This is a genomic window from Paenibacillus xylanexedens, from assembly GCF_007680605.1.
Lineage (GTDB): Bacteria > Bacillota > Bacilli > Paenibacillales > Paenibacillaceae > Paenibacillus > Paenibacillus xylanexedens_B.
Map to the genome: position 1 here is coordinate 271841 of NZ_VEIO01000004.1, position 23170 is coordinate 295010.

Consider the following 23170-nt stretch of genomic DNA (forward strand, 5'->3'; position numbering starts at 1 on the left):
GATCGTTAGAATATAAAACCGGCTAATATCACCCAAATAACGTTTCTGGGGATCGTTAGATTTTAGCCACCATCAAAATGAACCCAATATCATCATTCGTGGTCACTAGAATCGGTTACGGTTTGGTTATCATTCATAATGCTTACTGCATGTACAATAATAGGCGTATGCAACCACGCAAAGGGCCGAAGCATAAAAAGCTTCGGTCCTTTTGTTATTCTTATATCTCGTTGTTATATCGGCTGTGTGAGGAGACACCAGTTCATCCCTCATATCCTTAAAAATTTCAGTTTCAGCTATGTTGATTCCCCTCATATTACGTCATATTTCTTCTTATTTCGTAATATTGAGTCATATATATTTATATATCTTCATATATATTTATATTTCTTCATATATCGTCATACCGCTTCATATATCTTTATATCTCTTTATATTGCTTCATAGTAGCCTCATATACCTTTATTCTCTACCTGTAAATCTACTGAACCTGCATCTATTTATTCAATCGTGACAGGAAGCTCACCCTTGAACGGAATCTGTCCCATCATCGCTTTCGCTGCACTACTCATCGCGAGAGGCCGGCTCTCATATGCCGCAATATAAGTCCGCACATCCGGCAACTTCTGTAGGTCGTACGGACTGCGAAGTGCGGTTACAGCCAGCGGTTTGCCAAGTTGCTGAAGCCAGCCGATCAACCGACATTGCGGGTCACCAGAAGGGCTACCTGCATTATAAGTGCCGATCACAATCTGCCTCACATCCACCGCTTCTGCGGCTTGAAGCAGACGAGCCGAGGAAAGCGCAATTTCATCCGCCGCTACCCTCATATCCACCACTTCCAGACCTTGAGCAGACAAAGCCCCTCCTAGTGTTGCCCCTCCATCCAACCGTTCATCAGCAATGCTTGTCACTTCTGCGGCAACCGTAATGACAAGTGTTCGCTCTTGTTTGAGCGGCAACATATGTTGTGCATCCCGAATTAATGTAATGCTCTTCTCACTGATTCGCCGGGCTACCTCCTGATGCTGTGGACTATTACGTTGAAACGGCTCGGCAAATGGCTGATTTGCATTCATGGAATCGCGAACAACCGCCGGGGTCATATGGTAATCATCCACACCAGATTTCCTGCTCATACCGGCAGATATCTCTACTGCCGTGCCGCTCTCTAGCCCCATCTCCACATTCATCAGCCCACGCTTCATTTTATATGTCAGCAAACGTCTAACGGACTCATCAATCCGCCGCTCACTGATACGCCCACTTTTCACCGCATTCATCAATGCTTCAAAAGCTCCCACCTGTAACTGTGCCGTATGACTGATCAGTACCATATCCGCTCCAGCTTCAACCGCCATCACTGCCGCATCGACCGTGCCGTAGTGAGTAGCGATCGCCTTCATCTCCATACAGTCCGTCAAGATCACCCCCTCATATCCGAGCTCCTTACGTAGCAGTCCAGTCAAAACAGAATGGGATAATGTCACTGGCAGACGCTCTGGCTCCAGTGCCGGAAAATAAATGTGAGCAGACATCATCGCGTCCACACCCTCTGCGATGGCTGCACGAAATGGCACAAGCTCCACCTGATCCACCCGCGTTCTGTCATGTGTAATCACAGGAAGATCCAGATGGGAATCCGTATCCGTATCTCCATGGCCGGGAAAATGTTTGGCGGTTGCAGCGATACCTGCTTGCTGAAAGCCAGCAATCGTCGCTACTCCAAATTCGGCAACAGCTTCGGCTGTTTCCCCGAAGGAACGCACGCCAATGACCGGGTTGCTCGCATTGTTATTCACGTCAAGCACAGGAGCAAAGTTCATATTAATGCCTATCGATTGTAGTTCCATTCCACTAATGTGGGCTGCCTCATAAGCGTCTTGTACCGATCCAGCTGCCGCAATGGCCATAGGCCCTGGCATTAAAGCAACACCCTGCGTAATTCGAGCCACCATGCCGCCTTCCTGGTCAATAGCAATCCAGAGAGGTACATTGCCACTTGCTTGCGCAATATTCTGCAAACCGCCGGATAGCCGCTCTACCTGTTCAGGCGAAACCACATTCCTCGCAAAATAAACGATGCCGCCAATCGGGTAATCCCCAAGCAGCTTCTCTATCTCGCCTTCCGGCTCCGTTCCATGAAATCCGCATAACAGCATCTGCCCGATCTTATCTCTTAAGGTCATCTGTCCGATTCTTTGCTTCACCCTGTCCTTCAAGCTACGCATTAGCATTACGTGTCCTCCTCCCATGAACCTCAAACCCTCGTGCCAAAGAGCAGCATCCCTGTCTGCCATGCTACTCTTCATCCATCCCTGCCTGCTCATCAGGCCCGTCATTCATCGTATAGCAAATAGGGTCTGCGGCGTTCCCGCCACATCTTCTCCTGCTCACGCCAAGCATCCATTAAACGAAATAAACCACCACCGTCTCCAATGATCTCGCGAACCTCTCTCCCTCCAGTAAGTAAATCAATAAAATATCGGGAGCCCTTACGTGGAGGTTCAAGCCACTCAAACTGTTCAGGGTATCGAAAGGCTATCTCATGCAAAAGCCACAAACCTGTTTCAACGGAACGGAATTCCTTTTCTTCTGTGACAAAAAGCCTTACACCCCCACATCGTTCTCCTGCATGTTTGGAAAAGGCCGGTGTCATATACACCGGGTGGAAATGCACCCCGCCCAATCCATGAGACCGCATCGCATCCGCTAGCTGCTGGCCATCGATCCATGGGGCACCCAGCCATTCAAATGGCCTCGTCGTGCCTCGACCTTCCGATACATTCGTACCTTCCAATAGACACGTTCCCGCATAAGAACGCACGGTATCTACCGTTGGCATATTAGGCGAAGGCATCATCCAAGGCAGCCCCGTCTCGGTAAAGGTCATGCTTCGTCGCCAGCCCTCCATCGCCATAACTTCTAACTCACAGGGCACATGATGCTCGGCGTTGACGAGCAAAGCCAGTTCCCCCATCGTCATCCCGGTACGAATAGATGTAGGCCAGGCTCCTACAAAAGATTCAAACCCGGCCTTGAGTAAACCGCCCTCCACCTCCACACCGCCAAGCGGATTGGGGCGATCAAGCACCAGTAGACGTTTTCCCGCTTCGCCACACGCCTCCATCATCTGAATTAACGTCGAAGCATACGTATAATACCTCACACCCACATCCTGAATATCAAAAAGAACCGTATCCACATCGGCCAGCATGTAAAGCTGCGGCTTTTTATGTACACCGTACAAGCTGTATACCGGGATGCCATAACGGGGGTGTTCCGAGTCTGGAAAAGGAATTCCCGCCTGCAGCTCTCCAGCTAGCCCGTGCTCACATGCAAACAAAGCCGTCAACTTGGCATCCACCAAGCCTGCACATACATCCACCGTGGAGACAAAATCTGCTGTGATGCCCGTCGGATTCGTCACCAAACCGATTCGTGCACCACCAGTTAGCCAGGGATGTGCAGCTCCCTCAGCCAGCACATCCGCTCCTGTTTTCACCCTCATGAGACATGACCTTCACTTACCCAACCGGCTTGCTGATGATCATTACCACGAGACAATGCAGGCTCTTCTTCAGGTTCTATCAGATTACTTGTGGCCTTATGCTGATAGATGGCAAACATACCTGCAAACAACGCTCCGAATCCCACAACCGTCAGCATAAGCAGCGCGCTAAGGCACACCACTTGGAAGCAGGCCGCAATCGTATACCCCGGATAACGGAAGAACAACTTCACACTCTCTCCCATCGCCTGAAGGATACCCATTCCTTTTTGCAACATAAGCTGCCAGGTGTAGAACTGTGAAATGAATGCCAAGATAACAAAAAACGTCTGAAACATGCCTACTGCCATGCCCGTCATGTTGCCTTTCCCACCGTAATACCACCAGGTTGACCAGAGGATGAAACCGAGCAGTGCAAACAGTAGCCCCGTCACACCGCCCGGAAGCACCCCCCTCACCGTACCTTCCCATATATCACGCAGCCCGTTTCGACGCTCTTTCCGCTCCAGCCGATGATGCACTGCGTAACAGACACCGAACAAGAGCGGCATATAGATGATGGCAAGTAGCAGCACGGCAACAGGTATCGGCGCAAACATGAGAATCGGAATGAGCAGCACGGAGCTGCCCGCACTGAACAGCGCCACCGGAATAATATCCCGGTAGATCTCTATCCCTGACTTGACCACCACTTCACTCAGTTTACGCATAAAAGCTCCCCTCCCTGTATTTTGTGAAAGCCGTTATTCGTTAAAAGCTTGGATGCGCTCCATCATGCCGGAGCTTCTATTCCCGTCCAATCGCCATCTCCGTCTCCGGGTCAAAAAAATGCGCTTTGCGCATATCCAGCACAAAGGTCTTATCCATACCTACATATGCATGGGTCTCAGGATGAACCTTGGCTGTCACCGTCCGGCTTCCGAGACGGAAATAGATCAAATTTTCCGACCCCAGATGCTCCACCACCTGAACACGTGCTTGAAGCATGTGATCTTGCGGAATATTGGGTGCCACGTCGTCACCAAAAATATGCTCTGGACGCAGTCCAAGGATGACTCGTTTTCCCTGATAGTTGCTTAATCGCTCTAGCACATCAGCTGATAACGTGAAGGATGTGCCCTCCACCTTCACTTGCGTACCTTCGATATGGGCATCAATGAAGTTCATGGCTGGCGAGCCGATGAAACCAGCCACAAACATATTGCGCGGGCTGGCATAGAGATCCTTCGGTGATGCAACCTGTTGAATGTCCCCATGATTCATCACTACAATGCGCTCCCCAAGCGTCATAGCCTCGACCTGGTCATGTGTAACATAAACAATCGTCGCGCCCAATCTTTTATGCAATTCACCAAGCTCTACACGCATCTGAACACGTAGCTTGGCATCCAGATTGGAGAGCGGCTCATCGAACAGAAAGACCTGCGGATCACGCACAATCGCCCGTCCCACAGCGACACGCTGGCGCTGTCCTCCTGACAATTCGCGCGGCTTGCGCTCCAGCATAGCCTCCAGGCCCAGGATCGAAGCAGCATTCTGTACTTGCTCATCGATATAGGCTTTGGGTTTCTTCAGATTTTTCAGACCAAAGGACAGATTCTCCCGAATGGTCATATGTGGATACAAGGCATAATCCTGAAAGACCATGGCGATATCCCGATCCTTGGGGTGCAAATCATTCACAATCCGATTCCCGATCACGATGTCCCCACTGGTCTGTTTCTCAAGCCCTGCGATCATTCGCAGTGAGGTTGTTTTACCGCATCCCGAAGGTCCAACAAACACGACAAATTCCTTATCTTCTATTACAAAGTCCGAACCGGCGACTGCCGTGAACGTTCCTTTATGGTCGTCTTTGAACTCTTTGCGCACTTGGCGAAACTCCACGCGTGCCATAGGTTAATCCCCCTTTTACATTGTCACCTGATGTACTTGCAAATGTTGCAATGATTATCCCTTCACGGCTCCAATCGTGATGCCCTGCAAGAAGTAACGTTGCAATGAGAAGAACAGAATGATCATCGGCAATGCACCAATCGTGGCTCCAGCCATCATGGCACCGAAGTCGGTGGATTCAGCAAAAACAAAGGATGCGAGTCCGACCTGCACCGTGCGCATCTCATTCGAATTGGTGATCAGGAAAGGCCAGAAAAATTCATTCCACGAGGCAACAAAAGTAAAAATCGCGAGCACTGCTATGCCTGGCTTTGCCATAGGTAGAATGACCTTCCAGAAGATACCGAACTCACTGCACGCATCAATTCGAGCGGCGTGAATGAGTGAAGTCGGCAGAGTGGACATAAATTGTTTCATAAGAAAGATATTGCCTACACTGACTGCTGCGGGAAGGATGATCGCTGTGTACGTATCCCCCAGATCAAACACGTTGACCATCAAAATGTAAAGCGGAATCAGCGTCACCTGTGCGGGAATCATCATCGTTCCAAGCAACACCCAGAACACGGCCTGACTGCCCGGGAATTTTAATTTAGCAAACGCATATCCTGCCAGCGAAGCAAAAAACACATTGGTGACCGTCAATATAACGGAGATTAGTAACGAGTTATAGAGCCAGCGCCATGCATCCGTTTTGGCAAAAAAACGTTCATACGGCGACATGGACAGCTGCTCGGGTATCATCTGTGGCTTAAACGAAGCTGACATCGTTGTGTCCTGCACCGATCCGACGAGCATCCAGTACATCGGAATAATCGTAATTAGTGCCCAGCCAGCGAGCAAAACAGACGCTATAACAAGCAACATCTTTTTTCGTGTTGAATTCATACGTGTATTCACCCCCCGGATGCCTAATGAAAGCCTTAATTAATACTCGATATCACTGGAGAAATATTTGAATTGAATCACGGATATGACAATAATGATGACTGCCAGTACAAAGGATTGTGCCGAGGCTAATCCAAACTCGTAGAACTTAAAGGCAGTCTCATAAATTAAATAAGCAATCGTAGTCGTCGCAAAGTTTGGCCCGCCTTGGGTCATCAGGTATACAGAAATAAACACTTGAAAGGACGTAATGACACCAGTTACAAGCAAGTAGAGCGTCGTTGGTTTCAAAAGGGGCCATGTAATCTTGCTGAATTGTGTCCATCCGCTCGCATGATCGATATCGGCAGCCTCATACAGCGATTTCGGGATACCTCCCATAGCTGCAAGATACAGAATGATGCCTGCACCGTGGGAACCAAGCCAATTCATCAAGATTAGAGAAAAGAGGGCTGTCCCTGACTGACCAAGCCAGATGACCGGGTCAAGGCCGAAAAAGCCCAGGAAGCGATTGAGTAGTCCCGAATCCGTCGGGTCAAAAATGGCGAGCCACACGATCGAGATCGTCACTCCCGATGCTACAGCAGGCAGATAAAGCGTGGCCTTAAAGAATGTCTGCCATTTGCTTTTCATCTGGAAGATAAAATACGAGAGCACAAATGTAATCAGGATGTTGACCGGTACTGTTCCAAGTGTAAAAATGACGGTATTTTTAATCGACTTCCAGAAGGTTTCGTCCTTCACCAGACGTTCGTAATTGTCCAGTCCCACCCACGTGGAGTTCATGATGTTGTATTTCTGAAAGCTCATAACAAGAGCTGTTAATACGGGGTACAGTGTAAAAACGAGAAACAGCAGGACAGGCGCCAAAATAAACAAATACGCCCACCCGTAATCTCGCCAGAACCGGACAACCCGGGAATGCCGGGGTGCAGGCTCCGGCGCAAGGGCGGTCTGCATGGCGAATCCTCCTCTCCGAATCAAAGTATCACTGCGAAGTTATTTATTGCCCGAACATCTGCTGGCCTTTGCCTTTGAAATCTTCCGCAATCTGCTCCGGGGTTTTCTCACCCGAGAACAGCGCCTGAATGTTTGGTTTCACAACCTGTTCCTTGAACTGCTTTTGCTGTGATGCTTTGTCAATGTCCAGCTTGAGCACGACCGGCATCGCGATATGTTTGGCCATTTCTTTGGCTGCATCCAGATTCACCTGCTGTCCCAGCTCCTTGCCTTTGAATAAGTCAGCTTGCGATTGTCTGACAAAAGGAAGAGCCAGCTCATTGGCCGAGTTACCCGCTTTGGCACCGCTCAGCGCCTCCATCACGAGGAAGGTATTTTTGGCATGCTGCTCGCCCTTGTCTTTCTTCTGTTTGAAGGCTACATAACCCTCGCCGCCCATCGTTGTTGCTGCAGGCTGATTATCATTGTGCGGTACGGGCAGCAATACAAAATCAATCTTTTCCCCCTGCACCTTGCCGTCGTCAATATCTTTGTTCCGGTTCTGAATCATGACATCGTAATAAGGAATCGCCTTCGAGATGATTGCCGTTTCACCGGCATAGAACATGTCTGTCCGCTTCGCCGGAGCAAGTGCTGCCGTTTCCTTCGGCATATATCCCTGATCCATCAAATTTTTGATAAAAGAGAGCGTGTCCAGAATGCGTCCATCGTTCCACTGGAACTTTCCGGTTTCGTCCAGCACATCAATCATGCCGTTGTTACGGGACAGCATTTCGATAAAATCAAGCGAAGTACCATCTGTCACCAAGGCATATTGTTTACTTCCGTCATCCAGCGTTTTCGTCAACTTGGCAGCGGCTTCGTTAAACTCGGACCAGGTCCAGCCATTCTTCTGGATGGTCTTCCAATCAATGCCCGCTTCATCGAGAATACGTTTGTTACCGCCCCAGGCCCACTGGAACTGATAGAGAGGCAGACCGTATTGTTTCCCTTGAATCTGCCCCAGTTCCAAAGTGCCCGGCAGATAATCATCTTTGATCTCAGGGGTCAGATAACTGTCCAGTTCCAGTGCCAGTCCGGTATTCACATAAGTACCGTCCACACTATGGAAGTACAGATCCGGTGGATTACCTGCGTTCAAAGCAACATCGAACTTTTTGGGGCCCTCGGCCCAGGAGAGCATTTCCGTTTTCACCGTAATATTCGGGTGTTCCTTATTAAAATCAGCAATTAAGTCCTTCAATTCATCCTCGTATGTGCCATGAACCGGGTATGTCCATACCGTCACCGTATCATTCGCACCCGGATCATTCGAATTTGCTCCACCACTGTTGCCACAGGCTGTGATCCAGACCATCAATAACACCATTGCCAAAACAAGACCCTTCCTTTTCATACCCTTCATCTCCTTTTGCATGTCGTCTTCTCTTGTCCTAAGCCCATTATGAAAGTCTCTTGCTGGTCCCTTCTTCTACTTTTCCCTTCGTTACCCTCTGCTCACAGCTTGGCACGGAGCCGAAATCTACACCTCCTTGAAGCTCGACCTATTCGGCAAGGTCTAATTTTACCAATGAAACTTCAACGTTAAGTAATGTAACATCAATCGTATCGATTCCTTCCAAAATTGTGGATTGAATTCATTATATGAGGTGTAAAATAAAAATTCAACAATAAATTTATTTATAAAATTTAATTTTACTTTTTCGTTTCAAGCCTCTATACTATGAAAAAAAGAAAATAAGCCCTAACGAGGTGAGCACGCTTGCGAGTATACGTAGGAATTGATGGAGGCGGTACCAAAACTGATGCAGCAATCATTTCTGAATCTGGTGACATTCTGGCAACAGCTCGCGGCGGTGCAACGAATCCACATAGTGTGCCTCCTCACGAAGCTGTAAAGGAGTTATTACATCTCTTAGATGTTCTATTTTCATCCAATGTAGATTTTTTGTCTTTTTGTGAGGGTATATGTCTCGGTATGTCAGGTATAGCTGAAGATCAGGAGCGACAATGGATCATTGCTCACGTTGATGACTATATGAAAAGCAAGAAAAACACGGCTGATTCCATCCATGTGAACTGTATGATCCATGTTGTCACGGAGGGAGAAATCGCGCTAATGGCCTCGCTTGGGCAACCGCACGGTTTGCTTGCCATTTCAGGAACCGGCTCAATTATCTATGGAATCACGCCGGAAGGTGAAGTGAACCGGGCAGGCGGGTGGGGACATTTACTTGGAGATGAGGGGAGCGGTTATCGAATTGGACAGCGTACACTGCAAAGCGTGATGAAGAGCCATGATGGCGTTCTACCTACGACTACTTTGACATCACTCGTATTGCAGGAGTTGCAAGTCAAGCATCCACCGGAATTAAAATACGTGGTATACCAAGCTGACTGGAACAAATCAAGTATGGCTTCCATGGCTCGCCTGACAATAGAAGCCGCCGCTGGAGGGGATGAGGTAGCACGTTTGCTTCTCATGGATGAGGCCAAGCAACTGGCCGATACCGCTAAAGCGCTCATACGCCAACATGTTTCTTTTGCCACGGCTCCTATGGCGCTTTCCGGTTCCATATTTCGCTACTCTTCCCTGTTTCGAAATACATTCCTTCACCACCTTACCGGAGTGTACGATCAACAGCAGGTTGTCTGCTTGGAAAATACTCCTGCCCCGGCCGTGGGTGCGGCACAGTTAGCAAGACTACAATGCCACTCGGATAAATCATTCTAAACAAAAAGGAGGGCTTACGGATGAATCATACCCTTAACTCATTAGTAACGGAACAGCCTAACCCACTGACAGATGATATGGATCAACTGCCTTCAGCCGAAATTATGGAACTCATCAATCGGGAAGATCGCCGCATAGCTGAGCTTATTCAGCCACTAATTCCAGTCATTGCTCAAGCCGCAGAACACATCGTAACCAGCTTTCAATCGGGAGGAAGACTGTTTTATGTAGGTGCAGGTACAAGCGGCAGGCTGGGTATTCTAGATGCATCGGAATGCCCCCCTACGTACGGTACTCCCCCTTCCATGGTGCAGGGTATTATTGCAGGTGGGTTTCGGGCAGTCAAAGACCCGGTAGAAGGCGCAGAAGATAGCGAGGAAGCCGGGGGAACGGATTTGAAGCAGCACGGACTACGCGCTAACGATGTTGTCGTTGGGATTGCAGCAAGTGGACGCACCCCTTATGTGCTTGGAGCCATGAATTATGCCAGACAGCTCGGTGCTGTAGTCATCGGTTTGAGCAATAATGCAGATACACCCATGAGCGCACTATCGGATGTGAGCATTGAAGCAGTTATGGGGCCGGAGGTCGTGATGGGTTCGACTCGCATGAAAGCCGGCACCGCCCAGAAAATGATTCTGAACATGCTGACGACAACGGCGATGATCCGTTTAGGTAAGGTGTATCGTAATTTCATGGTGGATCTGAATCCGTCCAATGAAAAGCTTGTACATCGAGCAAAACGCATGATACAGCTTGCGACTGGAGCGCAGGAAAACGAAATTGAACAAGCTTTTACCGCAGCGAATGGGCATGTCAAAACAGCGATCGTGATGCTGATGGCTGATGTAGATGCAGCCGAAGCCGGGCGTCGGCTAGAGAATGCAGATGGTTTTGTACGTCTTGCTATTTCCGGATCAGGCTGATCGGGACGCTACCTGGTTAGCTGCTGCAACATCTATCACCTACCTGTTTAAGGATCATTGGAGAGTATGCGGCAGCTTGTTTGTATTAAAGAAGTTGGGATAAATAAGCAAAGCCAGCAAGTCATTTGGTACGTATAGGCGAGCTTTCCCGATGCTGAGAGATGGTTATTTATATGAGAGAAGCCTTGCCTGCCCGGTTGGCTTCTCTTTTTCTATTTTTCCTAACGTACAATTGTATTCCCTCATCAAAAAAATCCCTGGTACATATGACTGTACGGGATTCTCCACGTTTTTATTTTCTAAACAACTCATAGTCTCGTTGCTCATTTATGCTCCTGAATCGCTTGTCTGCTCTTCTCCAGATACTGCACCGATTGATTATAATCCCGGCTGGCAATAGCCAAATAAAGAATATCAATCACGTTAAGCTGTGCAATGCGTGAAGAGGTAGCTCCACTGCGAATATCGCTCTCCATCGACGTAATCATAAGAGGAACATCCGCAAGACTGCTCAGCGTGTTACTGCCCCACTTGGTAATACTGATCGTTCCTGCACCACCTTCACGGGCATGCTTCAGACAGGAAATCACATTGGAGGTCTCGCCTGAATAAGAGATGCAGACCACAACATCGTCCTCACGCAACGTCGTTGCAGATGAAATCTGCATATGTGGATCGGCGAACGAAAAGCTGGTTCGGTTAATCCGCATGAACTTGTAATGTGCATCCAGTGCGATCAAATTAGACGCCCCCACGCCGTAGAAAAAAATGCGATTGGCTTCATTCAGCATGTTAACCGCCTGATCTACAAGCCTTGGTTCCAAAATATGAACCGTGTCCTTGATCGATTGAATGTTGTTTGTAGACACATGCTGAATAATACTCTCCACTGAGTCCTTAGGACGAATCTCCGTATATTGATATTGCTCATTGGTCTGTAAATCGCCCGCTATCTTGAGCTTCAGCTCCTGAAAACCGGTTACACCCAGGGATTTGCACAACCGGATAATGGCGGCCGGACTGCCTCCGCTTCGTTCAGACAGTTGCGCAACGGACGACTGCACTGTCTCTTGGGGGTGTTCCAGAATGTAAGCTCCGATCTTTCGTTCTGACGGAGTCAGATCATCCAGTAACGCGCGTAAACGTACAAGTCCACCTTTCATACCTTCCATCCGCTCCTCCTCTCCGTACTGTTATCTGTACAAGCATTTTATCTTATATTTATTGCCACGTCTAATTGGAGATACCGCTTACCTTGGCAATTCAATGGCCACTACAGAGTCAGATGTCCCGAAATAACAGCATGTGCCGCACCTGTTACATTAGGAAGTGTATTTGTTCTACCCATCAAAGCCTCATGTCCAAGTAGCGCAAACCCCATCGCTTCCCTGGCATCATCCGGAACGCCGTAATCTGCTGTACGCTCCAGACGGATGGATTCTGGAAGTCTTAACCGAATCATCTTCATTAATGTGTCATTGGACGTACCACCGCCGCAGGTAAGCATCGCCGAGATTGACGTCTTGGGTAACACAAAATCCTCAACGGCCCGTACAATTGTTTCTGCTGTAAGCCAAGTTACGGAAGCTAACAGATCTTCCAGTGACAGATCATGCAATGCCGCAAATTCCATAAGTCGCTTGGCATAATCTGCACCATAAACTTCACGTCCGGTACTCTTGGGCGGTTGGCGACGGAAGTATTCATCGTTCATGCAGTAGTCCGCCAGCTCGGGGTGCACGGTTCCCTTCGCTGCTATACTTCCATTGGGATCGTAATGCTGTTTCCCTTCGGTAGCATGACGAACCAGTGCATCTATCACCATATTCCCCGGTCCTGTGTCAAAAGCCGAAACCTCCGTCCCGGATGATCCTGACGGAAGCACAGTCACATTGCCGATCCCGCCAATGTTCTGCACCAGACGTCCTTCCGTAGCACTACGGAACATTAATGCATCCGCATAGGGCGTGAGCGGAGCACCTTCACCGCCTGCGGCCATATCACGTGCACGCAGATTACCAATAACGGGCAGCCCCGTGCGCTCTCGCACCACAGCACACTCCCCGATTTGCAGTGTAGAGCTTACTTTCATACTGCCGGTACCCAATGGGCTTGGAAACGCAGAAGGCACCGGGGCATGCCAGATTGTCTGCCCATGCATGCTGATTACATCGACTTGTCCGCTGGAGACACCAGCTGATTGCAGTAGCTCCTGTACACTCTGTGCGTACCATTCGGATACACCGAAATGGGCGGTTGTCAGCTCATCGACACGCGCTGTTTCGGGAGAACATAAGCGAATCAACCTCTCTCTGAGCTCATTCGTATATGGCGTACAGACAAAATCAATAAGATCAAGCCGTTGCATTGCTCCGCCCTCATCGGTCTGAATATGTACCAGCGCTGCATCCGTTCCATCCAGCGACGTTCCAGACATCAATCCAATCACCAGGTGCTCCCGTTTAGAACGGTACTGTGCCCACATCGGGTAACTGCTGATATCTCCTCGTGTGTCCATACGTATGCCAACCTCCCTAGACCGGATGCTCCACCTGCCCCGTCCTGTCCATATTTCAATCAGTATATGACATAAAATTTTACAAGTCAATTACATTGTGAAATTTAATTACACTCCTATGCACTTCTTTTATTTAGCAAATGGATAAGGAATATGACAAAAAAGGCACACGAGGTGCCTTTTTCATCTATTTAAGCTCTCCTTCAAAAGATTAACTCATCCCCAGGAGATAACAGATCAATCTCTGTACCAGATCGAAATTGTCCAGCGAGCAATCCCTGTCTCAGCCGCTCTGTCTCTGCAATATCGGTATGAACCAGCACGTTGTGCCGTGCAGCGACCCGGTTCAACATCCGCTCCACATCATGCCATCCTTGATGAACCTTGTATCGGACCTTTTCCGCCCTGCATGTGCCGTATTGCTCCGGATTTTCGAGCAATTGATGTGCAAATGTACCTGTAGCGGTATGTCCCGTGAGCAAAATCAAATTTTGCACTTCAGGTGCCCACATCCCGTAATACCAGCGTGCGAGTGAAGACTGCATCATGCCATCCGGAATGAACCAGAGCGAAGCTTCATATTTTTCAAGCAACTTTGTCCGTTCTTCGGGTGAACTCACTCTTTCCCAGCCTTCTCCGCTCAGAAATGTTGCAATCCTATGAGCAGGCACACTTTCGGTGACTTCACCTTCCAGCTCTCTAAGCCAAAAAGATGCGCGATGCAATTGCTTCATACCTTCTACAAGCCTCTGCTCCACAATCAAAGGTACATCTGCAAAACGTTGTTGTGCCCACAGAATCAGTTCCTGTCCCCGGCCAACCGCAGGCATGGGCAAGAGCACCTTACCACCCTGATGAAGAGCGTTCTGGATGGTACTTTCCAGCTGCTGCAACTTGTCTGCCTGTGTATCACGATCTGTTCCATAGGCTGCATCGATAATAGCCAAATCCAGTCTGATGACAGATTCCATTTGCACTTCCAAAGGAGCATACTCCACGGCTTGACTGCTACTCGTAACGGATGCGTTGCTGGACCAAGACAAACGTTGCGCTCCACCTACTACAGAAGCAACGGGCATGACCTCTTTCAGTCTCTGCCTCTGCCGCTGCCTCTTCAGATCAGCCTGCCTGAGTCCGTCAGCTACATCATCTGCCTGTAGCAGCATAGATTCCGAGGTGTAATCGCCAGAGTATAGTATTCGCTTGTCTTCCATCTCCAGCCCGAACCAGACTGATCCAGCCAAATGTCCACTGCGCCCCCACATGACCGATACACCCGGTAACAATTCATACCAGTACTCACGCTCAACCTCATCTTCCAAAAATCGATAGCGAATCCGTTTTTCATCTGTTTCATCGTAAGGCAAGGATTGACCCGCACGTTCCATATTGTTTCGCCATGATCGAAAATAAGTTGTTAACTGCTCTTTTGTCTCGCGTGTTGTCCATACTTCACCCGTATAGCCCAGCTTATAGAGTAGCGGGATGGCAACGGAATGATCCTCATGGGCATGGGATAATAACACCGCATCCAGTTGTGGCACAACCTCCGATTCGATGAGCGGATATTCGCCGTTTCCTTCTTTTTTCACACCACAGTCCAGCAACAGCCGGTAACGGCTCCCGCTAAGCAGATAGGCGGAACGTCCGTGCTCGCCCGCACCGCCCCATACATTCAGTTTGATCATGAAGCATTCCACTTTCTCTTTGAATTCAGCATTTCAATCCCCAGTAGCATCAGCACCGTCATACCTACGGTTACCACAGCCATAGCCATCCCGAGTGACACCTGACCCTGTTCAAACTGGGCAAAAATATACGTCGCCGACGTCTGCATCGACGGTGGAAGAATCAGAAGCGAGCCGACCAATTCTCGGGTCGCAATCGTAAAAGTCATCATCCAGCCCGCCAGCATACCGGGCAGAATCAGCGGAACAAGGATGCGCCGCAGAATGTACAGCGGCTTACCGCCAAACACCTGACCCGCCTGAAATAACGTGCCATCGATCTGGGTGAAGCTTGATTTTACATATTGCACGGTATATGGCAGGAACAGCACAACATAGGTAAGCACCACCATCCCGTACGTGTTGTACAGTGTCACGGGCATCCACGGCGAGTTCCAGAACAGAATCAGACCAACCACCATAACAATACCCGGCACCGTGTTTGGTAGCAGACTGAACAAGTCGATAACCCGCTGCATAAACGTGGATGACTTGCCAATCGCCAGCGCAAACCCCGTACCAATGATCACTGCCACCGTAGAAGCTGCCAGAGATAATCCGAGACTGTTGCCGATGGCCTTCATGCTCACTGAACCCCAGGATAACAATTCCCGGTAGTGCTCCAATGTCAGATTGTCCAGAGCAAGCCCAACTCCCCGTAGCTTCATCGTGGATGCCGCTATGATCGAGAAATACGGGATGCCGATGGATAGAATCAGCAAAATGGCAAGATATGCACCGCATAACCATCCCGCCCAGCCTCGCAGGGAATACCGTTTCGACCGTTGCCCTTTACCGCCCACCAGCCGATATGTGAACTTCCGGCTTATTGCTGACTGCATATACCACATCACCAGACAAACGGACAGCAACACCGATGCAAGTGAAGTCGCCTTACCGAAGTCAATCGGCCAACTGGAGATGTATTTGTGAATCTCGGAAGTCATCACATAGTAACCTATTTTGCGCCCGAAAGTAGCCGGGGTACCGAACTCCGCAATCGTTTTAACAAAAACAAGCATAATCCCCATCCCGTAAGATGACAGCAACAAGGGTAAAATAATACGTCTGAAGCGGTATCCGGCACGCCCGCCGTGCACGGCTCCCGCTTCTTCCAAATTACCGCCGATGCGGATTAATGCATCCCGTAGCAGCAAGTAGAGGAAAGGAAACAAGTGCAGACTCATGATCATCACCATACCCCAGAAGCTAAAGAACAGCTCCGTCCAGTTCGCAGAGGAGGGTATCCATTGCTGGAGGTATCCCCCTTTTTGCATAAACAGAATCCATCCCATCGAGCCGATATACGGCGGGGTCATGAACGGAATCATCAGGATGACATCCACCCAGCGGTGCTCTCCCATCCGGGTTTTGGACATCATCCAAGCGAGGGGTAACGCCAATAGCGTTGTCATCGCCACCACGCAGATGCCCAGCCACACGGAATTCAACAACACGCCGGATAGATGATGCCCCGTAATCGTGCGCAGAGGCGCCATCCAATCCCATTGTCCGTTCGGGTACACACTTTGCCAGAAGATGAGTAATAGCGGCATCCCAATGCTAATTGTCAGCAGAAAGAGGGCCAACACCACGCCCACTCTCCGAAAAATACGGTTATTATCTGTTACAACAGGTTTCACTACGCTCACCTCACATACTTTCCACATCAAGACAGCGGCATCACCTGTTGCCTACCGTTTCTGTATTTGTGTTCACTTATTTAAAAGTTTCGGAGAAACGTGCTGCGGTCTCATCACCATGCTCGCTCATCCAGTTCCAATCCACTTTCAGTTGTGGAATATCCTTCACATTGGCACGGTTGGTTGCTTCGATATCTTCACGTCCTGGAATCAGGTATGCATCTGTAACCAGCTTCTGTGCTTCATCCGACAACAGATAGTCGATAAATGCTTTGGCGTTCTCTACGTTAGGGCTGGATTTCAGAATGGCCGCCGGTCTTGGGCTAATCACTGTACCCTCTTCAGGGTATACGATATCCAGCGGTTCCCCTTTGGCTTTGGCGGAATAAGCCATGTAGTCTACACCTGCTGCCACAATGCTTTTCGCACCCGTAACCACCGGGTCAAGGGCTTCCTGGTTCGCTCCCGCCATCGCTACACCGTTCGCTTTGTAGGCGTTCAGCAGATCCCATCCTTTTTCACCATTGGCGCTCAGGTAACCTGTAATGAAATCAAGTGCGGAGCCGGATAGGGTCGGATCAGGAATATTCACTTTATCTTTCCATGCTGATGTTGCGAGTTCAGCCCAGCTTGTAGGCGGCGTTGCCACCAGTTTGCTGTTATACACGATACCCAGTGCAGATGCACTACTGCTAAAGTAATTTCCGTCTGCATCCGACCATTCCTTATTCAACTTGTCCGCATTAGCGGCTCCCGGATATGGCAATGTGAGTCCGTCCGCTTTCAAAGCTTGTGCAGAAGGCAAGGATGCCAGAATAACTACGTCTGCTACCGGATTGGCTTTTTCCGCCTCCATACGAGCCAAAATCTTACCCGTCGTTCCCTGGAACATCTCTACCTCAATGCCTGTCTTCGCTGTAAATCCATTCACGATATTGTCTGCCAGCTTCTGTGGCCCTGCACTGTACAATACCAGTTTGCCGCCTGCTGCTTTAGTCGGCGTTTCCGTTTCCGTTTCCGCTGCCGCCGCTGTATTTCCTGCCCCTGCAGGTTGCGATGCGTTTCCAGTTGTTGTATTTCCCGTGCCACATCCGAATAGACTCAGACTCATCATTGCTGTTAATAAAAGCGTTGCACTCTTTTTACTTGATTTCATACCGAACATGTCCATTCCAGCTCCCTTGGATGAATAGTAGTAAAACTGCAAGTGTTTGTTTCCATTTCCTCATCACTCTTTATCTTGTTTATCTTTTCTTCATTGTATTGCCCTTCAGGTTTGAAAAGCTTATCGTTTTAGTTCGCTGTAATTTGTTCTCTAGTTAGCTGCGGCGATCACTTCTCGCTGTTTAGCACTCGCGTTCTGACTCGTATCTTTCCTCATATCCGTCTTAGCCTTTGAACTATCTTTCTCGCCCTGCGCACCATGCATTCGGCAGATTCGTTCCGGCGATACATAGAGATGCACTTTCTCTCCAACGCTTAATCTGTGTTTTGCATATGCCGTCCACACGCCCAGTCCTTCCATCTGCACACGCACCTCGTAACGTTCTCCCACATAGCTGACGCTGAGAATAATTCCGGGGTAGCCTAGATCATCGTGGCTTGTTTTGTTCCAGGTGACATGTTCCGGACGAACCATGGATTCGTTTGGCGCAAGCCAATTGGACTTTCCGATAAACGATGCGACATAAGAGTCACTTGGCGCAGAGTAGATCGTCTCCGGGGTACCTTTTTGCAAAATCCGCCCCTTCTGCATCACCACGATCTCATCCGACATTGACATGGCCTCCATCTGATCATGCGTCACATACAGGGCAGTGAGTCCCATATCCCGTACCAGTGACATCATCTCAATCCGCATCTCTTCCCGCAGTACCGCATCCAGTGCACTCAGCGGCTCATCAAACAAGATAACACCCGGCTTCACCGCCACGGCTCTGGCAAAAGCAACCCGCTGCTGCTGTCCACCCGACAGCTGATGAGGATACCGATCTTCCATGCCTTGCAGTCGAACCATGCCAAGTGCTTCATTAACCTTTTGCCGCAAATCAGACTTCTGTTTGCCTGCTTTCAAGCCAAAAGCTACATTTTCATATACCGTCATATGCGGCCATAATGCAAAATCCTGAAACACCATGCCCAGATTACGCTTGTGTGTCGGTGTATCGATCCGCTTTGCTGTAGAGTAGAAGTACTCCCCATCTGCACGAATCTCCCCCGCATCCGGCTGTTCCAGCCCGGCAATCATGCGGAGCAACGTCGTTTTGCCGCAGCCCGAAGGGCCAAGCAAAGTGGTGAATTTTCCGTGTTCAAGCGTCAGATCCGTGGGCAAAAGTGCAGGCGTTTGATGAAATGATTTTCCAATTCCTGTTAACTCCAGTTTCATAAGCACCCCTGCCTGTCCTCTTTATTAACATTTTTACACATCTCTTGGACTAATCTCTTGTTTTACTCTGTTATTATGTTTCTCTGTTATTTCGATTTCTTCTGTTGCTCTGGCTTAGCTTATCTCGTTTATGTTGCTCTGCTTGAGCTTATCCCCTTTGTACTGCTCTAGTACTACACTTGATGTACTGCTCTCTTGTAGTGCGCTTGTGTTGCTTTCATGTATTGCTTATGTGTTACTTGCTTGTTGCCTCTCATGCACTGTTTTCAGTCTAACGTTCGCTTTCGAGAGTTGTTTGTTATGTTTGTAAAATGGGAATTAACTTTTTAGATGAATTCTGTTGATGTTCATAGATTAAATCTATAGATAGACACGGTATGAGATTTCATTAAAGCATCGGATCATCATAACCGGGATTTTTCAGAACTGAGGAGTGTGGAGCGGGTTGAACCTGATCAAATTACAGATTGTTGAACTGATCGACAAGTATCACCATATGACAAGTGTGGCCGAGATTCTCGGTATCAAGCAACCAACGGTTACGTTTCATATGAAGTCACTGGAGGAAGAGATGGGGGTTCGTTTATTCGAATCTCGCAGTGGAAAAACATTTCTGACCGAAGCTGGACAAGCCTTGCTTCATTATAGTGTCAAAATCAATGCCCTGACCCAGGAGGCCCGCCGCGTCGTCAAGGAATACGACAGCCTGTATCGGGGTACGCTCCATATTGGAGCAAGTTATGTTCCGGCTACCTATCTGCTACCCGCGATGCTTCATACGTTTTCTCAAGAGTTTCCGGGTATTCGGATGTTGTTGTCTGTCAAACCGGCCCCCGTCATACGCGAGATGGTCATCCGGCATCAGCTTGATCTGGGAATCATCTCATCCGAACCGTTTGTTGGGTCAGTATTACACGCTGAAACGTTGTGTGAGGACGATCTTGTGCTCATCTGTTCTCCGCAACATGGGCTGACTCAGAAAGAATCATTGCTGCCCGAGGATATTGCACAGGTGCCTTTTGCATTGCACGGGGATGAGTCCAGTACGCGAAGGCTGACCAACCAATGGCTTGTACAACATGATATCCGGCTGCGGAGTACCGTAGAGATGGATTCCCTGGAAGCGATCAAACAGCTTGTGTTACTTGGCGGTCACATCTCCTTCATGTCGCGAATGGCTGTTCAGTGGGAGGAGCAGCAGGGTCTTATTCAGGTGCTTCCCATTCCGGGAGAGCAGGCACCACGCCATATTTATACCGTTCATAACAAGGATCGCCACCCTTCTGTTCAGGTCCATCGGTTCATCGAAGTCCTGCACGAAGTCATGAACACACAGCCTTTACTGCACCAGCCTATCGGTTGAACCTATATAAACTATCGCTGGCCAATCATGAAATCTATGCAGGGTTAACATAATGTGCGCTTCCCGTTAATCGTATTCAGAAACTTGCGCGGTAAAGTGGGGTCTGTACGTTAATCCAGATTAGGAGAGTGATTGGTTTTGAAAAAGTGGAAAAAAGTAACCGCCTCGTTGATGCTGAGCATCGTCACCCTGGGAAGTGGACTAACATTTCTGGATACACCGCCGGCTTCAGCCGCTGCCAACGCCGTTCCCGCTTATGAAGTGAAATTCCTCGCGAAGCCGGAGCTTGTATTAAATACCAATGGAACACCGCGCAGTGAGGTCATCCAGACCCTCGGGCTGAACGCTACACCACGAAATATCAATGTGGAGTACTTTGACACCCATGCTCTCGGATTGGATGCCCAAGGTTGGAACGTCCGTTTTCGCAAAAAGGATGATAAAAACAACTACGAGTTAACCTACAAGAAGCGTTACCCTGTCATGAACGGGGATATCAATGCAGCACTGACACTTGCAAATCAGGAAGGCTTCGATTCATCAGACGATAACTACGAGGCTGAAATTGACTGGGGATATGGTAAACAAACACTGAGCTTCTCGAACACGAAAAAAGTAGACACCAAAACAACCGGCACACAGTTGCCTTCCGAAAAGGATGCCTTGAACCTGCTACTGGACAAGCTTCCCGGTAAACTAAAAAACTGGTCTGCCTCCAACTGGGGCAAACAACAACTTACCCAGGCCCGTGCCTATGGCCCGATCATCTTCCAACGGTATGAAGGGACATGGAATGGTCAGGAGCTTACCCTGGAAGTATGGCCAATCCGCAACGCGGCAGGCACGGGTACTGAAAACATCGTCGAAGTTTCATTCAAAACAGATGACGCAGTAGCCGTATCCGGTCTACGTAACCAATTGCTACAATTGCTTGAAAACAAAAACTGGCTGATCCCTGCCGATGGGTTGAAAACACAGACCATCCTGGAACGGTATTAATGGAAAAGGATATGCAGTAGACACGAAAGCTCCTCCTGCTTCTTTAGATAGACGCAGGAGGAGCTTTCAATTTTCATCATCTTTACCTGTTATTTAAAAACTATTTTTCACATGACTAATGTTTTTTCCAGGGGATATAGTTAAACTATGTATATTCAACACCACTAAAACTAAACAATCACGATTTACAATCGAATGACCCCATTACTTGAGTTATTAGTGAACAACTGCCTCTCGATCTCCCATAAAAATGTTTTAGCTATTGCAGACTTAAAAAAAGATAATTTTATTTTTCGATGTCTGCCGTTCATATGATAACCAATAATCAGAAAACTTTGGAATTTCATCACTTCTCGTTGGTTAGGATGATGTACGCCACTCACTTTACTTAGTGAAAGCTCGAATACTTGTTGATCTGCTTTAATGTACAAGTTTCCGTTACCTAGCAGTATATCGACTTTCTTACCCTCCGGCACCTGAGGTAGACCTGATTGGTGAATTCCGACCGAATGTAAGGCTGCACCAAATTCTTTCTTTAATCTGTTCGACTTTCTCGTTTGTGCAATGCCAAAAATAATTATAGCGATCATTACAAAGACAAGGAATATAATAGGACCCATTTAACACCCTCCTGTATTTTTCTACTTTTGATTAAGAATAGATTACCACAAAAACCCATCATATGGTTCACTTGATCTGTATAAGCCAATTAATACTCACTAATAATAAAAAAAGAGTTCTTGCATAATGCAAGAACTCTTTGAATCGTAAGCGGGTGATGGGAATCGAACCCACGCTATTAGCTTGGAAGGCTAAAGTTCTACCATTGAACTACACCCGCATAAACGAAAAATCGGGATGACACGATTTGAACATGCGACCCCCTGGTCCCAAACCAGGTGCTCTACCAAGCTGAGCTACATCCCGATATAAAGGAAATAATGGCGCGCCCTGAGAGATTCGAACTCCCGGCCTTTTGATTCGTAGTCAAACGCTCTATCCAGCTGAGCTAAGGGCGCAAATATTGGAGCGGAAGACGGGAATCGAACCCGCGACCCTCGCCTTGGCAAGGCGATGCTCTACCGCTGAGCCACTTCCGCAAAATATATGGTGCGGTCGAGAGGACTCGAACCTCCACGGGGGGTTAGCCCACACGGACCTGAACCGTGCGCGTCTGCCAATTCCGCCACGACCGCATAATATGAAAGTGAGTCATGAAGGATTCGAACCTTCGACACCCTGATTAAAAGTCAGGTGCTCTACCAACTGAGCTAATGACTCATAGTAAATGGCTGGGGATATAGGATTTGAACCTATGCATGACGGAGTCAAAGTCCGTTGCCTTACCGCTTGGCTAATCCCCAATAAGAAAACTATGGGGCGATCGAGGGGAATTGAACCCCCGAGTGCCGGATCCACAAACCGGTGCGTTAACCACTTCGCCACGATCGCCATAATATCAAACATTAAGCATGAGTATTTTAGTATTACCATCAGAGCTTATATTATACAACTTATAAACCTCTAATTGCAAAATACTAAAATGGTGCCGGCGAGAGGACTTGAACCCCCAACCTACTGATTACAAGTCAGTTGCTCTACCAGTTGAGCTACACCGG

Annotated in this window: 18 protein-coding genes and 8 tRNA genes; 4 read left to right on the top strand and 22 right to left on the bottom strand. The window is 48.5% G+C overall.

The features are described 5' to 3' along the window. Positions 1 to 500 precede the first annotated feature (500 nt). The 7 genes from nagZ to FS818_RS20645 all read right to left on the bottom strand — a co-directional run bounded on the left by nagZ (position 501) and on the right by FS818_RS20645 (position 8651). Entirely contained in the window at positions 501 to 2237 is a 1737-nt protein-coding gene (gene nagZ / locus FS818_RS20615; protein ID WP_260989927.1) for a beta-N-acetylhexosaminidase, read from the bottom strand. A 101-nt stretch (positions 2238 to 2338) separates the two neighbouring features. Continuing rightward, positions 2339 to 3511, bottom strand: coding sequence for an exo-beta-N-acetylmuramidase NamZ family protein (locus tag FS818_RS20620; RefSeq protein WP_145334223.1), 1173 nt, complete (start codon positions 3509 to 3511; stop codon positions 2339 to 2341). Further along, a complete protein-coding gene (locus FS818_RS20625) occupies positions 3508 to 4221 on the bottom strand; it encodes a hypothetical protein (protein WP_145334225.1) in 714 nt (237 codons plus the stop codon). Before FS818_RS20625 ends, FS818_RS20620 begins: the two co-directional genes overlap by 4 nt. A 76-nt stretch (positions 4222 to 4297) precedes the next feature. Further along, positions 4298 to 5407, bottom strand: a complete 1110-nt coding sequence (locus FS818_RS20630) for an ABC transporter ATP-binding protein (protein ID WP_145334228.1) — start codon at positions 5405 to 5407, stop codon at positions 4298 to 4300. Positions 5408 to 5461: 54 nt separating this feature from the next. Further along, a complete protein-coding gene (locus tag FS818_RS20635; RefSeq protein WP_145334230.1) occupies positions 5462 to 6295 on the bottom strand; it encodes a carbohydrate ABC transporter permease in 834 nt (277 codons plus the stop codon). A 39-nt stretch (positions 6296 to 6334) separates the two neighbouring features. Beyond that, the gene (locus FS818_RS20640; RefSeq protein WP_145334232.1) at positions 6335 to 7255 is read right to left on the bottom strand and encodes a carbohydrate ABC transporter permease; all 921 of its coding nucleotides are present in this window, start codon (positions 7253 to 7255) and stop codon (positions 6335 to 6337) included. A 43-nt stretch (positions 7256 to 7298) separates the two neighbouring features. Beyond that, positions 7299 to 8651, bottom strand: coding sequence for an ABC transporter substrate-binding protein (locus FS818_RS20645; protein ID WP_145334234.1), 1353 nt, complete (start codon positions 8649 to 8651; stop codon positions 7299 to 7301). Positions 8652 to 9017: 366 nt separating this feature from the next. On the opposite strand from FS818_RS20645, the gene FS818_RS20650 reads away from it, so the two are divergent. Next, positions 9018 to 9989: an N-acetylglucosamine kinase gene (locus tag FS818_RS20650; RefSeq protein ID WP_145334236.1), complete on the top strand. Its 972-nt coding sequence runs from the start codon at positions 9018 to 9020 to the stop codon at positions 9987 to 9989. 20 nt (positions 9990 to 10009) lie between these two features. After that, positions 10010 to 10915 (top strand): N-acetylmuramic acid 6-phosphate etherase, encoded by a 906-nt coding sequence (murQ, locus tag FS818_RS20655; protein ID WP_145334238.1) that lies wholly within the window; start codon positions 10010 to 10012, stop codon positions 10913 to 10915. A gap of 323 nt (positions 10916 to 11238) precedes the next feature. Here the strand turns inward: murQ and FS818_RS20660 are convergent, their stop codons facing one another. The 6 genes from FS818_RS20660 to FS818_RS20685 form a co-directional block, all read right to left on the bottom strand. Continuing rightward, positions 11239 to 12078, bottom strand: coding sequence for a MurR/RpiR family transcriptional regulator (locus FS818_RS20660; RefSeq protein WP_145334296.1), 840 nt, complete (start codon positions 12076 to 12078; stop codon positions 11239 to 11241). 110 nt (positions 12079 to 12188) lie between these two features. Next, positions 12189 to 13433 carry an anhydro-N-acetylmuramic acid kinase gene (locus FS818_RS20665; protein ID WP_260984763.1) on the bottom strand — a complete coding sequence of 415 codons (1245 nt, stop codon included), beginning with the start codon at positions 13431 to 13433 and terminating at the stop codon, positions 12189 to 12191. Positions 13434 to 13636: 203 nt separating this feature from the next. Next, on the bottom strand, positions 13637 to 15121 hold the full coding sequence (locus FS818_RS20670) for an MBL fold metallo-hydrolase (protein ID WP_145334240.1): 1485 nt from the start codon (positions 15119 to 15121) through the stop codon (positions 13637 to 13639). Next, entirely contained in the window at positions 15118 to 16716 is a 1599-nt protein-coding gene (locus FS818_RS20675; RefSeq protein ID WP_260989930.1) for an ABC transporter permease, read from the bottom strand. Before FS818_RS20675 ends, FS818_RS20670 begins: the two co-directional genes overlap by 4 nt. Before the next feature lie 163 nt (positions 16717 to 16879). Beyond that, positions 16880 to 17968: an ABC transporter substrate-binding protein gene (locus FS818_RS20680; protein WP_145334244.1), complete on the bottom strand. Its 1089-nt coding sequence runs from the start codon at positions 17966 to 17968 to the stop codon at positions 16880 to 16882. 150 nt (positions 17969 to 18118) lie between these two features. Further along, positions 18119 to 19189, bottom strand: coding sequence for an ABC transporter ATP-binding protein (locus tag FS818_RS20685; RefSeq protein ID WP_145334246.1), 1071 nt, complete (start codon positions 19187 to 19189; stop codon positions 18119 to 18121). 445 nt (positions 19190 to 19634) lie between these two features. On the opposite strand from FS818_RS20685, the gene FS818_RS20690 reads away from it, so the two are divergent. Both FS818_RS20690 and FS818_RS20695 read left to right on the top strand, forming a co-directional pair. Then, positions 19635 to 20552 carry a LysR family transcriptional regulator gene (locus tag FS818_RS20690; protein ID WP_145334248.1) on the top strand — a complete coding sequence of 306 codons (918 nt, stop codon included), beginning with the start codon at positions 19635 to 19637 and terminating at the stop codon, positions 20550 to 20552. Positions 20553 to 20690: 138 nt separating this feature from the next. After that, a complete protein-coding gene (locus FS818_RS20695) occupies positions 20691 to 21551 on the top strand; it encodes a hypothetical protein (protein ID WP_145334250.1) in 861 nt (286 codons plus the stop codon). 185 nt (positions 21552 to 21736) lie between these two features. Here the strand turns inward: FS818_RS20695 and FS818_RS20700 are convergent, their stop codons facing one another. The 9 genes from FS818_RS20700 to FS818_RS20740 form a co-directional block, all read right to left on the bottom strand. Next, positions 21737 to 22171, bottom strand: coding sequence for a hypothetical protein (locus FS818_RS20700; RefSeq protein WP_145334252.1), 435 nt, complete (start codon positions 22169 to 22171; stop codon positions 21737 to 21739). A 150-nt stretch (positions 22172 to 22321) separates the two neighbouring features. Further along, a tRNA-Gly gene (locus FS818_RS20705) sits at positions 22322 to 22392 on the bottom strand. A gap of 12 nt (positions 22393 to 22404) precedes the next feature. Further along, a tRNA-Pro gene (locus FS818_RS20710) sits at positions 22405 to 22478 on the bottom strand. A gap of 15 nt (positions 22479 to 22493) precedes the next feature. Beyond that, a tRNA-Arg gene (locus tag FS818_RS20715) sits at positions 22494 to 22570 on the bottom strand. Positions 22571 to 22576: 6 nt separating this feature from the next. Then, a tRNA-Gly gene (locus FS818_RS20720) sits at positions 22577 to 22651 on the bottom strand. Between the two features lie 8 nt (positions 22652 to 22659). Further along, positions 22660 to 22747: transfer RNA gene (locus FS818_RS20725), tRNA-Leu, on the bottom strand. A 12-nt stretch (positions 22748 to 22759) separates the two neighbouring features. Then, positions 22760 to 22832 (bottom strand) — tRNA-Lys (locus tag FS818_RS20730). An 8-nt stretch (positions 22833 to 22840) separates the two neighbouring features. Continuing rightward, positions 22841 to 22915, bottom strand: a tRNA-Gln gene (locus FS818_RS20735). Between the two features lie 12 nt (positions 22916 to 22927). Then, a tRNA-His gene (locus FS818_RS20740) sits at positions 22928 to 23003 on the bottom strand. Between the last annotated feature and the right edge of the window lie 167 nt (positions 23004 to 23170).